We start from the raw sequence: 14,184 nt of genomic DNA, 5'->3' as shown, positions 1-14,184 counted from the left end.
TTGACACGAAATTGGCTGACTTAGAGCGTAGCCAGAGGCGCGTAGAGCACCTGCGGGGCATCCGCGATGGGCGTGTTTGCCGCCACGCCCTCAAACCACAGACCGGCCATCTCGTCAGGCGCGGGCGTGTCATCGAGGACGAAGGTGGCAACGCCATCACCGCCAAAGAGCGCAAGATCGGCCCCCGCCTCGACGGTGAAACGGCAGTCGTTGAACGTCACGGCCACGTTGAGCTGGGTGCCAATCATATTCTTTTGCTGAACATGCGGCGAACGCGGCGACGAGACAAATTCGAGTTCACGGAATTGCATCGAGCTCAAGGACGGAATGAATGTGAAGCGCGGCCCAAAGATGCTGTTGTCGTTAATCTGCGGCGCAAAGGTGACGCGGTGACGTGTGCCATTTTGTGACCGCATGATCACATGCCCAACCTTGAACGCGATTTGCTCGGTGATGTGGACCGGCCCCATAAGCTCGATCTGCAACAGGCCACCATCGACACTGCGGTCCACCGCCTCCTGGATGGTTTGCAGCGGTGCGGCCAGATCGCCGGTCACAGAAGCGTCATTGCCGTTGGCCGGGTCCACCCAGAACCGGCGCTTGGTCGAGGACAACGCACCGATGATCGCGGCCACGGCTGCATCGATCTCACCGATCTTGCCATTGTAGCCATTGGCAGCGGCCCAGAGGGCAGTTGTTGCTTCGGATAGAGTTGTTTCAGTCATGGGGAATGCTCCTCAAAAAGCGCTCAGACCGGCGCGGATAGCTTCGGATTGCAGGAATTGCTGGTGGGCCAGCTCGGCCAGCATGCGTGTGGTCGCCATGCGGAAATTCTCGGTTTCGTCGTCTGGGGCGCTGACGATCAGCAATCCCTCGGCGGTGCGGCTGAACCCGAGCACGTGATCGATCAGATAATCGACCACACCGACCTGGCGCGGCTCGACATCGAGGCCCGCCCAGATGGTGACCAGGTTGCCATCGACATCATAGGCCCCGATCTCGCGGACATAGGCTTGCTGCATGGTGGCCGGGAACGACACTTTGACACGCCATGAGTTGGCATCCACCTGGCTTTGCAGCTCGATAGGCGCGCGTGCGATCTCGTTGACCAGCGCGGTTTGATCATAGCTCGGATCGTAAGCCAGGCCATTGGCATCCCCGATGGCGATGTGCGTGATCTCGACTTGCGCGCCCGACCCGGTTGCCAGGGCCAACAGTCGCTCGCCGGTGTCGGTAATGAGTGTCTCAGGCATCGAATGCTCCTATGCCGCGATGGTGAATTGCTGGTGTTGTGCCCAATCCGGGAAACCGAGATCGGGTTGCGAAATGCTTTGATGGCGCAGCTCAACGGCGCGCAAGTTAGACCGTTGACCATGTGCCGATCCCAAGCCCGAACCGGCGGGAAAGCGTGTGTGATTGCCACACGCCACCGACACCGCCAGATCACCCACAGGCCAGCGGGTCAGGTCGAAGGCCACGCGGTTGCCATCGACCACCAGGTTGATCGGATCGATCTCTCCGATGTCATCGGCCAGCGACAGGCCAAGGTTGTCCACCTGCCCCACGCGCACCGCATCGATGGTCACGTCGTGCGAGTAGGTCAACGTGACGGACGCTCCGTCGCGCGCACCATCGAGGATGCGCACCTGGGGATCGTGGCCGTGGATCATGTCGAGGATGGTGTAGCCAAGCTTTTCGCCCAACAGCCGGTGGCTTGGGCTGATGTAGTGGACGCTGGGGAAGTCACCGACCTCTGCCCAATATTGCGGGGCCGCGACCGTGTAATTGGCGGGATCAGCGGCGAACTCTTGCGACCCGATGGTGACCGGCGAGACGGTGTTGTTTTCGCGGTGCGGTGCGCCTACCTGGCACAGAACCAATGGGATGCGTGTGGTCTGGCCGACACTTGCCGCCAGCTCATCAACCGCCGCGCGCAGGATGGCGCAATTCGCCAGCCAGAGCGCCTTGGGGTCCTCATAGTCGCTTTCGTTGCCGTTGTAGACGAAACTGACAATCTCCAGCTCCAGGCCCAACGCATCGGCCTCGGCCTTGGCCTTGGCGACGGCCAGTTGCATGTTCATCCACGGCACCGACACAACGCCGTTGCGGTCGATCACCAGGCGCGCAAAGTCCGTTGACCCGTGCCCCCCGGAATAGACGACCATCGGCGCGGTCTGGTCATACCCGGACGGTCCCATGAGCACCTCGGCGCAGCCCATCGCGATGCTTTCGCGGGCGGTGACCGAGGGCCCGCCTTCGGTGGCGGGGATGAATGCGCCCAGCCGTGCGGGATCGATAAGTGTGTCCCGCGAGGTCGGGCCAGAGCCGCCCTGGTGCGGTCGCACGCCGCCCGAGAAAGACCACAGATGCTCGGGATACGGTGGGTTCACCGTGATAACATACGGATCAATTTCGATCCCAATGCCCGAGGTTGCGCCGACCGAATTGGACTGCCCATGCCAAAGGCCCATCAGCAGCTTGCCGACCGCGTTCATGGGCGGGTGCCAGACGGTGCGCCGTTTGGCTTCTTGGACCATGCGGGACACTGCGCGCTCACGCGCTCCAGCGCGCACGTGCATCCGCGCCTCAGTCACATGGACACGCGGCTTGGCCTCTTGGGTCATCTGGTCAACACTCCGATCTCGAAGCCCTCCACGGGCGTGCATCCATGCCTTGAAACGCTCACCGACCCGCACCGTGTAGTGCGACCGAACGGGCTTCACGTAGTCGATGTGGCGGCGCAGGGCGTCGATCTGTTCGGGCGTGACCGGCCAGCCAAAATCCACCAGGTCATCGGCGTAGGCATCGACCGAAAAGGTGTGTGGGTCGCCACCCGCCTGAAACCATTCGATGACCTCGGCCCAAAACCCGAGGTCAGACAGCGCGTCCTCAACCGCACCTTTGGTCCCCTTGCGGCGGTGGATCGAGATGGCGTTGCGCACAACCTGGCGCTTGGTCGCCTCGGGCCAATCGTGCTCCCACAGGTCAATCGAGAACGCCCAGGCCATCCAGGGCAAAAGATCGAGCGGGCACGTGTCCACGTTCCACAGGTGCGCAAGCGGCTGTTGCATGCCCGCCTTGGGCTCGGCCATGACGGTTTCGACGGCACGGACCTGCGGCGTCGAAGAGGACGGCAGAATGGTCGGAACGTCAGCCATCATGCACCCCCGATCGTGATCGAGATGTCGGTGCAGAAGGCGGCGGCGTCCTGGTCGACCGCCACCGTCTGCGCGGGCGAGGTGATGATCACATCAAGAACACCCTCGCGATAAAGGGCGGCATACAACCCTGCGATGGTGACGCTGCGGCCCATACCGTGGCTATCATTGGCGTAAGCCTGTACCGCCGACAGCGACGCCTGGCGGACGAGCTCCGCGTCGGGACCGTCCTCGAGCAAAAGCTCGGCATCGATCGAGTACTCTTCGACCGTGGCCGCTTCGACGAACACGCGATCGGTGAGCGGACGCCGCGGTTGGGTGTTGTCGTCAACCAAAGCCAAGAGCGCGGGATCCGGCACGCCGGTCCCGGTGGTCGATAGCACCACAATCCGCACCTCGCCCGGGGTCGCAGTCTCGAGGACAATCACGTCCTTGACCTCGGTCGACGCGCTTAGCGCCCAGAAGGTGTAAGAGCCGATAGAGCCCGCGGTTGTGAACCCCTCCGGCGCAAGCTGCACACGGCTCCGCAGCCGAGCATCGTCCTCGAGCACTTCGGGGACCGGTGGGATCGCGCTCGGGTCCGCCTCTTGCACGACCTGACGCTCCACACCGTAGAAGGCGGCGAGATGATCGAGGACCGGCCCGGCAGCAAAGGCGAGCAGATTGCCGGATCCTGCATCCTGCACCGCCGCCCGCAGGAGGAGCTCACGATAGGCGTCCTCTTGCAGGAGCTGCACCAGCGGCTCGCTCTCGTACTCGAGCACGGGAGCCAGATCAGGCGCCAGCTCGACAAGCCGATCCTTACGCGCCTGAAACAGCGCCTCGAAGTCCGGCTGCTCGATGATGATCGGCGCCGGGAGGCGATCGAGGTTGATGGCAGAGAACGCGCTCATGTGACCTCAATCCCTTCGATCAGGATATCGCGGCCCTCGGGCAAGTAACGCCCACTCAAGTCGATGGTGACCCGACCCGGCTCATGGCTGCGAAGCGCGACCTCCTCGACCTCGATCCGAGGCTCCCAAATCATCAAAGCCTCGACCGTGGCCGAGATGATGGCCAGGCGCGTGGCAGATGAATACGGCGCGTCGATCAGCTCGAAGAGGCGAGAACCATATTCGCGCCGCATCACCCGCGACCCGATCGGGGTTGTCAGGATGTCGCGGATCGACTGACGGAGGTGGTCGATGCCGCCGAGTTTCCGTCCATTGGTTGCGCTGAGCCCATTCATGCAGCCAGTTTTAGGAAGGTGCGCGCGGCAATCCTCTGGCGGTTCCCCTCAAGGAGAGCTTGTTGCTCTCACGAAGGCCTGGCACCCAGCGGCGGCAAAGACGTGGAAGCTCAGTGAGCGAAGTAAGCGGACTTTGCAAAGTCTGCTTTGCACAGCATCGACGCCTTAGATCGCAGCAGCTATCAAAGAGTTTAACTCTGAGTGTCCGTTCCAGGCTGTCTTCATTGTACGCTTCTCAGCGTTAGTAAAGAATTGCGCTCCATACAGTATAGCAGCACGGACATAAGGGTCTTCATTCGAATACGTTGCCCGTACCTCGCGGCGCTCCCGAGCGCTGCCAAATTTGCAAGTAAAAATCGCGGCGAGTGCTCTTGTATGCCTTCCAACAGAACGGTTGCGATACCATGTCATGACTTGTGCAACTGTTTCAGAAGCAACATTTTGACACGTTAATACACCTGCCATGTAGTACATTCTTTGATAGTCGAGATAAAAGCCGTTCCGAACAATGAGAGCTTCAATCCTCTCTTGGACGTCCGGATTTGTTCGAGCAAAATGGTTTAGATATGAAAAATAGTGCCGAATTAAATGAGGCCGCTGCTCTAAACCTTGGAATGCTCTTTCGACCCCAAAATCGTCTCCTGATGCCCTTAGGTAGGGCAGCGAAAACCGGTCAATTTTTTCGGCCAACTCTTCGTCGGGATAATCGTACGCGATCAAGGCTCTGACTGCCAGCAGTTCGGTGTCCAAACCTTCGTTGATAGCTTCTTCATAGTCGTCTGAGTTTATCCAGTCACCCTGAAAGCCATATGCTCCCTCTTCGATCAAATCTCGCGTCGTTTCAACTTCGCCGCGCGCGGCTTGAAACATGGTGTCGACTTCTCGTTGCTCAAATAGCAACTCACTTGAGCGGCATATTCGCGTCTTTGTCGCGTTGAGTGTCAAACCAACACTGCGAAGACTCTCAATAAAATCAACAAGAAACGAGCGTGCACCCAATTCATTGTCGAACCCGATGTATATGTCATCAACGTAGCGGGCCGAGGGGTGTTCAAAAAGTGCACAATGCGCATCGGCGTCGGTCAAGTAGAAGTTGCCAAGCACATCAGACGGGAAAATACCTTGAACAATGCCTTGTGAGCTCTTCTCGCGAAAAGCTAGCAAAAGTTTTTCAAGTAGCCGAACGCACTCGGTCCGACACGAAGCACCTTCCAAAGCATTAATAAGGTTATGTTGCGGCAGCGTTTCAAAGTAGTTCGCGACATCGCACTGTAAAATAACTGGCTTTTCGTTGCATATTTCTTCGACACGTCGCTGAAATGCGGACCATCCGCTATAAGATGGCTCGAACAATCGATCAGCTTGATCAGATGGGACATGACTGAACGATCTGGATCTGTCGAACTGTTGCTCAACGGGTGTTAGCATATCTTGTATCAATGCTTGATAGATCAATCGATCTTTCGGCAACAAAATTGAACCCGGTCTAGTAAGAAGACCAGGTTTGGGGACGCTTATAGAGATTGGAAGCTGCGGTTCGTAATGACCCGACGCTAAATCCGCGGCGACCTGAGCAATCAAATCATCCGATTTTTCACGAAATATAAGGTCAAAATGCGGTGCCAAAATAAAGTCACTGCGCGCATCCACAAGCACGTTGCTACTTGCGGTGTGCCAATCGATTTCGCGTGATACGCTACTACTGAGCCCGGGCATGGGTTACCTACTCATCACAATTGAACATGCAGTACACCAGTAAGTAGCAACGCGTAAATCTTCAATCCCTTATGCGTAGGTCCGCTTCGGGCTGCGCACCGACCTTGGCGCGCTGTGCGGCCAAAGCTAACACCGAACCCAGGCTCACCGATGCTGACGGACGCACCAATGACTGCATTGGATTGTGAGATCAAAAAAGTTTGCCAACAGAGCCCGCCGTGAATGCCGCTATCAGATCAACGTCGGAACGACTACCGCCACCGCCGAACGCGAATGAGTAGCCTTGGCGACCAAGGTTTGTGATCTCTGGAATCAGTTCGTCTGCTGATCTCACTACGTGACCCGCACCAGTGCCGACGAGGCGGATGTTCTCATAGAGATCATCGCAAGCCATCCCGTCGGCGAATTGCGCGATCTCCATCGGTATACTTCCAATCTCGGCCAGGAAGCCGGGTGACGGCAGGCTGATGCGCACGTTTGCCGTACCGATGATCGGCCCCTTTGACGAGTTGATCGAAACGAAGGCGCGAAGGTCGTCGTCCGGCGACCGCACGATTAGTCTGTGAATACTCAAGTGCGGCAGGTCGTCGTCGGCCAAACCGTTTTGTTTCAAAGCGCGTGTCAGTTTGCCGTTTGCGTTTCCGACGAAATCGAACTCGCTGTCGAAAATGCTCTTGGCGTCGTCCTTGATGAAACCGCTTAGTATGAATGGTTCGCTCGGGGCGAGGTGCCCGTCGACTTTCATCTGTTGGAAAATGCGCGCATGAAACACCAGCTCTACCAAGTAGCGCGTTAACGTCATTGCGTTGATTTCGCGCACTTCTTGAAACCCATAGATGCGCAACAGCGGTAGATCCGCCTGATTGCAAATCGAATTCTTCTTCTCGTCATTGGACTTGCTATGTCCTGGCCCATCAAATTCGATGGCGACGACCGCTTGTTGGCTCTCGTCGATCAGGACAAAATCGAAATGGGACTGCAACGAGTACGTGCCTAGCTCGCGTCGATCTAGCATGTCGATATCTACAATGTCTGCGACACGCACCTTTTCATGCAGTTCAGCACCGTGACGCCCTATCACCGCGCGGATTTGCTTTTGAACCCGATCTTCACTGTAGTTTCTGAATTTGCGCAACATTGCTTATCTCTAGCACGGGAGCGCCCTTTGCCGACACTCCTATTGTCTTTCGAAACGGCGGCTCCGTCCCGCGCTGAGGCCCTCAAACCGACCCAGACTAATGTCTCCTTTGGGCTGGGAGCGACTTTACGTCGGATCACCGGTCCTATCGGGACCGGCGGTGACGTCCTTATGAGTATGGGTGTCACCCACATCGGTGCCGTTGTGGTTCAACGAACCCGTTTTCACGTCCATGGCCGGACCAGAGACGGTCACACCCGCGCCGTCGATAGTCAGCGTCGTGCCATTGCTCGACAGAACAATCTCGCCGCCTGTGATCGAGATCGAGCTGTCACCAACTATGACAAGGTGCTCTCCCGCGGACGCCGAGGGGGCAGGATTCGGGCCGCTGAATATCGCCCCGAGTATGACCGCATCTCTCGTCTGACCGGAGGGAGAGAGGCATAAGACCTGCTCGCCTTCAGACGGCGGCGCCCAGACCGCGATCGAGCTCGCCCGCTCCGTCAACCATGGCAACCAAGCACTGGTCGCGTCTGCACCGAAGTTGACCCGCGCCCGAGCGCTAGCAGCGTCCACAGCTACGACATCCGCAATCATCACCATCTGCGCGATTGCGCGCAGCGATTCCGAGCTGGTAAAATCAGACATCGCCCGCGATCTCCTCATACTCCGGCTCGTTTTCGGGGCCGATGTCGGGCGACCAGGACGCCAGGACCTGATGTGGCGTGACACCCTCGTCGACAAAGTAGCTTTCACCAATGTCGGCGGAGTGAACCCATTCGACGCGCCAGATATCAAAGGTTTCGGCCAGCGGGGCGAAGTCGTCAGGATCCACGGCAATGACCTTGGCCGCACCCCATGCCACGCCAAGGCGGCTGTTGTGCAAGAACGCGGCAAGCGCGCCCGCGGCCTTGACCACCTCGCGGCGCACTCTTGGCGTCCGGTGCCCCATCACAATCCGAGCTTCCAAGTGGACCAGGCAAGGGAACTGTCCGGTGTGCGGGTCCATATCAGGATCCGGCTCGAGCTCGGAGATTTGCACCAGAATGGCAGGGACCGGCAGTCCTTTGCGCTTCTCGTCCTCCGCCTCAACCGCCTTGAACGTGCCGAACTCGGCTGCAATGGCTGCGACGACAGTTTCGAGCGCAGCGCCCAAGTCGATCGGATCACCCATCACCCACTCCCAGAATTGTCCTCGCGCGGATCTCGGCGAGGAAGTGTTTCAGGTAAATCGAGTCGAGGTCGACGAACACCTCGTCCTCGAGGTAGATCATCATCCGGTCGGCCACCGGCAGACTTGCCTCCCCGATCTGCCACCGTTTCGCCCCGTAGCGGACCATCACGCGACGCTTGCCACCGATCTTCGCGAAGAACGCGCCGTGGATCATGGTTTCGCCCACCTTCACCCCGCCCGCGGCTTTGCTGGCACGGCCCTTGAAGGCAGACACCGGCAGATCGTTTGCGCCGTACCAGAGCTTCAGGGCGTTGCGGCCTTTGCCGACCCGGTACTCTTTGATCCGACGGCGCAGTGCGGTGGCGTTGCGCAACCCCAGCTCGGATTGCAGGCCCTTGGAGGAGATGCGGCGAATAGTGCCGGCGGTTCGTTTGAGCGCGCGCCCTCGGCTCAAGTCGACCTGCCTCGGGGTGGCCGCGTATTCATCCGCGATCTTGCCGAGCTGATCATCGTCAATGTCAAACGCCAGCATCGTAGGTCACATTCGGTTCGGCGAGGATCAGGGTCGCGAGCCCGGTGCCGTCAAGCTCGGGCTCCTGCATCACGTCGTAGGCGGTGCCATCAATGGTAGCGGTGTCCTTGTACCGCACGTCCACGACCGCAGCAGCTGGGCATGTGAATCGAGGCGTCGGGTGGTCCATGTTGTAGTCACCGAGGGACGCGACCTCATTCGGATCGTCGAAAATGCCGAGGACCTCTGCCACCTCCTCTGCCCCACGAGTGATGACCGCAGTGGTCGCAAACTCGTCTGGACTGAAGAAGGCGGAGAGGTCCTCCCACCCGGGCTTGGGCATGGCGTTACTCTTGCTTGGCCTCTTCGGCCTTTTGGATGGCCTCGAGAAGATCGGCCTTGTTCAAAGCGTCCGCGCCTTCAATATTCAGGCCCTGTGCAACGGCCTTCAATTCGGCAGCGGTCATTTTGCCGATCGGCTTTTCGTCCTCGTCGATGGTGAAAACCACGGCACGGCCACGGTGCAAAAGGTTCTTCGCCAGTGGCTCGTCGAGGGTGACCGTCTTGTTGGGCCCGATGATTTTACCACCGATCGAGACAGCCGAAGTGATTTTGAGGGTGATCTGTTTCGCCATGTGATGCGCTCCCAGAAAGTGGCTTTGAAGAGGCGACCCGAGCCGCCTCCGATGCGATGTTTTATGCGGCGTCGCGACCGACGCAGAAGCTCTCGACGTTGTTGACCGAAATATCGACGTCCTGGTGCAAGATCACACGGCGGGTCCCCGAGCGGCCTTTCGTATAGGGGTCGATCAGGATATCGAGCGCACCCCACATGCCGACGTTTGCATCGGCAAAGTTGCCGTAGAAGACATCGCCCAGAGCGATCTGGTTGGTGATCTCGGCGTTGGTGCCATTGACGGTGTTGCCCGCTTCCCAAATCGGCATGCCGTTGGTGCCTGCAAACTTTTGTGTCGATTTGCAGTGGCCGCGGAAACGGCTGTTGCCGACATAAGCCATGGAATCCACGTCCGCGTTGTCGGCAGAGACCTCTGTTTCCATGCCGACGAGCTCGAGATATGTGGGTTGCAACGCCCCGAATTCGACTGCGTTGATACCCGCCTGGTTATTGATCCCAAGCGGCATGTTTGCACCACCTGTCCCGTAGAACCCGGCGTAATCGATGCCAAGGCCGAGATCCCGTGCAAGGCTGGCACGGAACCGCGCTTCAACATCGAGCGAGGTTTGCATCGCCATGCGACGCGTGACTTCGCCAAAGACACCAATGGTTTTGGGCGACATCGAAACCAGACGCCCCTCGTAACCACCTTCGTCCACATCCTCGTCTTCGCCGACCCAGAACGTGTTGCCGCCGCTCGCTTGCCCGGGGATATCCAGGTTGCCGATCAGGCCGCCCATCGGTGTTGCCATCTGAAGGAAAACAGAACGGTTGCGAAGCAGCTCGATGAAGCTCTGCGTCATCAAGGTAGTATCGACGAAGAACCCGCCAGTGTTGCCGGGAGCGAGGCCGTCTGTGGATGTGTTCAAAGCACGGGTCAGCACATCAACTGGCACCATCATGCCCTGAGCAGTGCGCCCCATGGATTGCTCAGCGGCGCGCGACGCTTCGAATTCAAATGCTGCGGCCTCCTGGGCAGAACGGTCGGTCGGGTTCAGCATCGCATTTGCACAGCGCAAAAAGCTGAACTGGCCAACTTCAGCGTCCGTCAAGCCGATTTGGCCGGGGTTGTCGTCGAGCGGCTGATTGCCGCCCCGGTCGGCGCGATCATTGTTGGACACATGGTCGAGAAGGGAACGCGTGAACTCGTCGACGGACGTGTTGCTGCGGATCGCCTCGGCAGCCAGTTGCTGCGCCGAGTATTGCTCGCCCAGCTCGAGCAGGTCAGCCGTGCGCTGTTGCTCGGCTTGGGTGCCCTCCTGTACCAGCGCGCGTGTCGCCTCGGCGCTTTCAATGACCTCGAGCACCTCGAGGACATTGCCGTTTTCGTCCACGCGGGCGCGCACCAGAGCGCCATTGTGCCGGAGAATGCGTTCCATGTTGCGCGTTCCTTCTGTTTCGGTAGCTGTTGTTTCGTCGCCAGTATTGGCGGGTACGGGCGGCGCTTCCTCTGGCGGTTCCCCAGCCCCGCGACCAACACCGACAGTGGCGTCCGCAGGAACGCTCACGAGCGAGATTTCGTAAGGCTCCCACTCGGTGATCGTGACCTTGTCGCGCTCGCCCTCGCGCTCCTCTGTCTTGATGGCGCGCACGAAGTACCCGACCGAGATGTGACGGATCACACCATCGACGATGTCATTCCAGATTTCCTCGGCTCGCGCGGAGCGGCCAAACCGCAGCGTCGCGCGCCCGCGCCGATCACCACCGATCGAGGCGGCTTCGACGACACCGATCTGCACGTCTGTGTCGTGGTTCCACAGGACTGCCGCGCCGTTTTGCAACCGCGTCTCGAGCATGGCGCCGGGCGAGTGGTCGAGGACCTCGTCGCCAAACCAGCGCGGCACCGGCTCTTCGGAGCTGAACGCCACCTGGACCGTGCGCGCCTCTTCATCGATGTTGCGCACCGCCGCTTGGCGGCGCAGAGGGGCACCGCCCCGATTGGCATTGATCTGCTCGACGGTGATCGAACGGGTCAGTGGCGCATCGACCAGAGCCGCCACCAGGGCGCTATTTTTTATCATCGTCATCGGATGTTTCCTCGCTTTCAGTGGGTGCCGCAGGTGCTGCGGTTGCTACCTCCGGTTGCGTGCCGAGCAGTGCGGCCATGATGAATTCATCCGGCACACCCTCCTCCTGCATGGATTTGATGTCGGCAGCGAACGTCCGCCACGTGGTGGTCGGGTCGCCACCGCGGCGACGGATGATCTCGGATGGTGCAGTCAGGAGGTTGTTCTTGGACGCAATCTCCGCCTGCACATCCTTGGTCGGATCGACCCATGCCCAGCGACGGCCCTGCCAGTGCACATTCTCGTGGCGGGCCAGATTTTCCGGCCGCAGGCGGATGCCGCCATGTGCGACCAGGCCACGCAACAGGGACTGAGCAAGCGCGGCACGGTAGACGCGATCGATCAGCATCTCGATCAACCACTCTTGAAGGTCCATCCAGTGATCGCGCTCGTCGAGCACGCCCTGTCGGATCGAGCTGAAGTTGACGCCCTCGAGATCGTTGGCGAAGCTGACATATGCGACGCCCATCCCGGCCCCAGCTCCGCGCAGCATGGCCTTGTGGAACGGCCCAAATTCGCCGGATGGATATTGCGTCTTGAACTCTTTCATCCGGGCGCCTTGCGGAAGCTCCTGAAACACGCCGCCCTCGGCCTCGATGTAGAGCTCCTCGTCCTCGAACTCGTCGTCCGCCTCGGGGCCGTACCCGTCTTCCCATTCGAAGAAGCCGCCGACGGAGGCGCCCGTGCGCGCGCTGGTCAAAGCTGCCTTCTCGAATCCGCCCAGCATGTGCAGGCGCCATAGGGACGTTGCCGCCCACGGCAGGCCGCGGCGCTGCCCCTCGATATCCTCGAGAAAACCGTGGATGATTTCATCCGCCGGGACACGGTCGAGGCTGGTTCCGTTGAACGTGTAGCCGGTCGCGGCAGGATCCCCGCGCAGGAAGAAATAGGCGAGCGCCCTGCCCTCGCGGCTGAACTCAATCCCCTGTTTGATAAACCGACCGTCGGGCAGCCGATCGACATTGTAATCGACAGGGCATCGCTGCGGATCGAGCGTCTGAAGGGCATAGCCCATCGGACCGGCGGCACGCCCGACAATCTCGCGGATCATGAACTCGCCATCTTTGGCGGCGGTGCGCACCGCGGACTTGCACTGCATGCGGAAACTGCGACGCCCGCGCACATCGCAATTCTCGGCGCGTTGCCATTTCTTCCACCATGCCTCGAGCGCCTCATTGGCCGGGCGATCGAGCTCGCCATTCTGCAACCGGGTCTGCGCCTGCAAGGCAAAGCCGCGATGGCCGACAATGTTTTGCTGACACAGGCGCAGGAAGTTGCGGAGATAGTCGTTCTTCTGCGACTCCTCGCGGGACCGCGCCACCAAGACACGCTGGTGCCGGTCGATCACTTGGTCAGCCGTGAGCGGTGTCGTGGTCCAGTTGGCGGTGAGGCGATCGCTGATGGCAGCATCAAAGGACCGCGTCGCCGCATGGCCTCGCATCGAGGCCGAATGACGCCGTACCTTCGGGATGGAGCTCTCTCGCTCGACGATCTCGACGGTCGGCTCGACACGAACAGCGTCGGCGCCCCGCTTGGTTTTTCCAAGGCCAAACATCAGGTACCGAACCTCACCTTGACCTGACGGCGCACCAGCCGCTTGCCGCGACCGCCAGCGTTGAACTCGGCAACCTCTTTCCGGTACGCGGTACGCAGCGACATGAGGTCAGCGATCGGGGTCCGCACCAACGTGCGACCGTTGATGGTGTAGCTTTGCTGGTCCAGAGACGCGCGCCCCTCGAGCACCGCCTCGATCGCGGACAACGTCCGTTCCGCATGACCGCGGGGATCATGGCCGTCTGCGACACTCACAAGATCAGGCACAACCGTCGTTTGCCCGGCCTCGATCTCGTGGACGTCGTCACCCGAGGCCGCGCGGATCGACACGGCATAGAAGCCGGGTTGCCAGCCGCTGGTGTTCGCCGCCGTCGCGGAAAGGACGTGCGCGGTACCGGACGCCGTCGCATCAAGGTCAATGGACTGCGGGCCGCGCAGAACCGCCGATACTTGCCACTCAGAGGCAGGATAGTCTGCGGCGATCAACTCGCATTTGAGGCTTAAACCCGCAGTGACGCGATCTGGAAAATCTTTGAGCATCCGCCCTACTTTTTCTTTCGACTAGTGACATGATGCGATGATGCTTTATTGCCTTCCTCTGGCGGTTCCCCTTCTACTATCGTGTGGTGTTAGTAAGACTGGAGGGAATTGAATTGCGACGACCAGGACCAAGGAAAAACTCAATAAAGCCTCCTTTGGGTTGGCAAAAACAGTTTATTGACAAATGTGCATTGGAGCAGAGAGGGCGTGTTTGGCCAGTTCTTCGCGTAGATTGGCAAACATTTCGCAATGGTTCACGGGAGGAAAAGCGCTTTTTCCTTCCGACAGCGATTTATCGAAATGGTACGCTGGCGATTGAAATCGCAAATGTTGATCAGATTGACTATGGGCGCGATCAAACCCTGCGACCGTCTTGTTTGCGGCGACTGCGCTTTTTTGAAGACTTTGCCTGGCCACTGGCGG

The 14,184-nt window shown here is 59.7% G+C and carries 15 protein-coding genes; all 15 read right to left on the bottom strand.

The window, feature by feature from the left end; genetic code table 11:
• Window positions 1–20: 20 nt before the first annotated feature.
• Window positions 21–725 (bottom strand): hypothetical protein, encoded by a 705-nt coding sequence (locus Q0936_RS18380; protein ID WP_299297440.1) that lies wholly within the window; start codon window positions 723–725, stop codon window positions 21–23.
• Between the two features lie 12 nt (window positions 726–737).
• A complete protein-coding gene (locus Q0936_RS18375; protein WP_299144143.1) occupies window positions 738–1,253 on the bottom strand; it encodes a phage tail protein in 516 nt (171 codons plus the stop codon).
• A gap of 9 nt (window positions 1,254–1,262) precedes the next feature.
• The gene (locus Q0936_RS18370) at window positions 1,263–3,161 is read right to left on the bottom strand and encodes a phage tail protein I (RefSeq protein WP_299297441.1); all 1,899 of its coding nucleotides are present in this window, start codon (window positions 3,159–3,161) and stop codon (window positions 1,263–1,265) included.
• On the bottom strand, window positions 3,158–4,051 hold the full coding sequence (locus Q0936_RS18365; protein WP_299297443.1) for a baseplate J/gp47 family protein: 894 nt from the start codon (window positions 4,049–4,051) through the stop codon (window positions 3,158–3,160). Before Q0936_RS18365 ends, Q0936_RS18370 begins: the two co-directional genes overlap by 4 nt.
• Entirely contained in the window at window positions 4,048–4,386 is a 339-nt protein-coding gene (locus Q0936_RS18360; protein WP_299297444.1) for a GPW/gp25 family protein, read from the bottom strand. Before Q0936_RS18360 ends, Q0936_RS18365 begins: the two co-directional genes overlap by 4 nt.
• Before the next feature lie 165 nt (window positions 4,387–4,551).
• On the bottom strand, window positions 4,552–6,102 hold the full coding sequence (locus Q0936_RS18355) for a reverse transcriptase domain-containing protein (RefSeq protein WP_299297445.1): 1,551 nt from the start codon (window positions 6,100–6,102) through the stop codon (window positions 4,552–4,554).
• Between the two features lie 190 nt (window positions 6,103–6,292).
• Window positions 6,293–7,240: a DUF2726 domain-containing protein gene (locus Q0936_RS18350; protein WP_299297446.1), complete on the bottom strand. Its 948-nt coding sequence runs from the start codon at window positions 7,238–7,240 to the stop codon at window positions 6,293–6,295.
• Between the two features lie 126 nt (window positions 7,241–7,366).
• On the bottom strand, window positions 7,367–7,888 hold the full coding sequence (locus Q0936_RS18345) for a phage baseplate assembly protein V (RefSeq protein ID WP_299297447.1): 522 nt from the start codon (window positions 7,886–7,888) through the stop codon (window positions 7,367–7,369).
• On the bottom strand, window positions 7,881–8,414 hold the full coding sequence (locus tag Q0936_RS18340) for a hypothetical protein (RefSeq protein ID WP_299297448.1): 534 nt from the start codon (window positions 8,412–8,414) through the stop codon (window positions 7,881–7,883). Before Q0936_RS18340 ends, Q0936_RS18345 begins: the two co-directional genes overlap by 8 nt.
• The gene (locus Q0936_RS18335) at window positions 8,407–8,946 is read right to left on the bottom strand and encodes a phage tail protein (protein ID WP_299297449.1); all 540 of its coding nucleotides are present in this window, start codon (window positions 8,944–8,946) and stop codon (window positions 8,407–8,409) included. Before Q0936_RS18335 ends, Q0936_RS18340 begins: the two co-directional genes overlap by 8 nt.
• A complete protein-coding gene (locus tag Q0936_RS18330) occupies window positions 8,933–9,268 on the bottom strand; it encodes a head-tail joining protein (protein ID WP_299297450.1) in 336 nt (111 codons plus the stop codon). The genes Q0936_RS18335 and Q0936_RS18330 overlap by 14 nt, the downstream gene beginning before the upstream one ends.
• A gap of 4 nt (window positions 9,269–9,272) precedes the next feature.
• On the bottom strand, window positions 9,273–9,560 hold the full coding sequence (locus Q0936_RS18325) for a Rho termination factor N-terminal domain-containing protein (protein ID WP_299297452.1): 288 nt from the start codon (window positions 9,558–9,560) through the stop codon (window positions 9,273–9,275).
• Window positions 9,561–9,621: 61 nt separating this feature from the next.
• Window positions 9,622–11,628, bottom strand: a complete 2,007-nt coding sequence (locus tag Q0936_RS18320; protein WP_299297454.1) for a phage major capsid protein — start codon at window positions 11,626–11,628, stop codon at window positions 9,622–9,624.
• Entirely contained in the window at window positions 11,609–13,222 is a 1,614-nt protein-coding gene (locus tag Q0936_RS18315) for a phage portal protein (RefSeq protein ID WP_299297455.1), read from the bottom strand. The genes Q0936_RS18320 and Q0936_RS18315 overlap by 20 nt, the downstream gene beginning before the upstream one ends.
• Window positions 13,222–13,761, bottom strand: coding sequence for a hypothetical protein (locus Q0936_RS18310; protein WP_299297456.1), 540 nt, complete (start codon window positions 13,759–13,761; stop codon window positions 13,222–13,224). The genes Q0936_RS18315 and Q0936_RS18310 overlap by 1 nt, the downstream gene beginning before the upstream one ends.
• Window positions 13,762–14,184: the final 423 nt, after the last annotated feature.

Source organism: uncultured Tateyamaria sp. (assembly GCF_947488715.1).
GTDB lineage: Bacteria > Pseudomonadota > Alphaproteobacteria > Rhodobacterales > Rhodobacteraceae > Tateyamaria.
The sequence above is the reverse complement of the archived record's forward strand: the minus strand, read 5'-3'. Positions and strand labels throughout refer to the sequence as shown.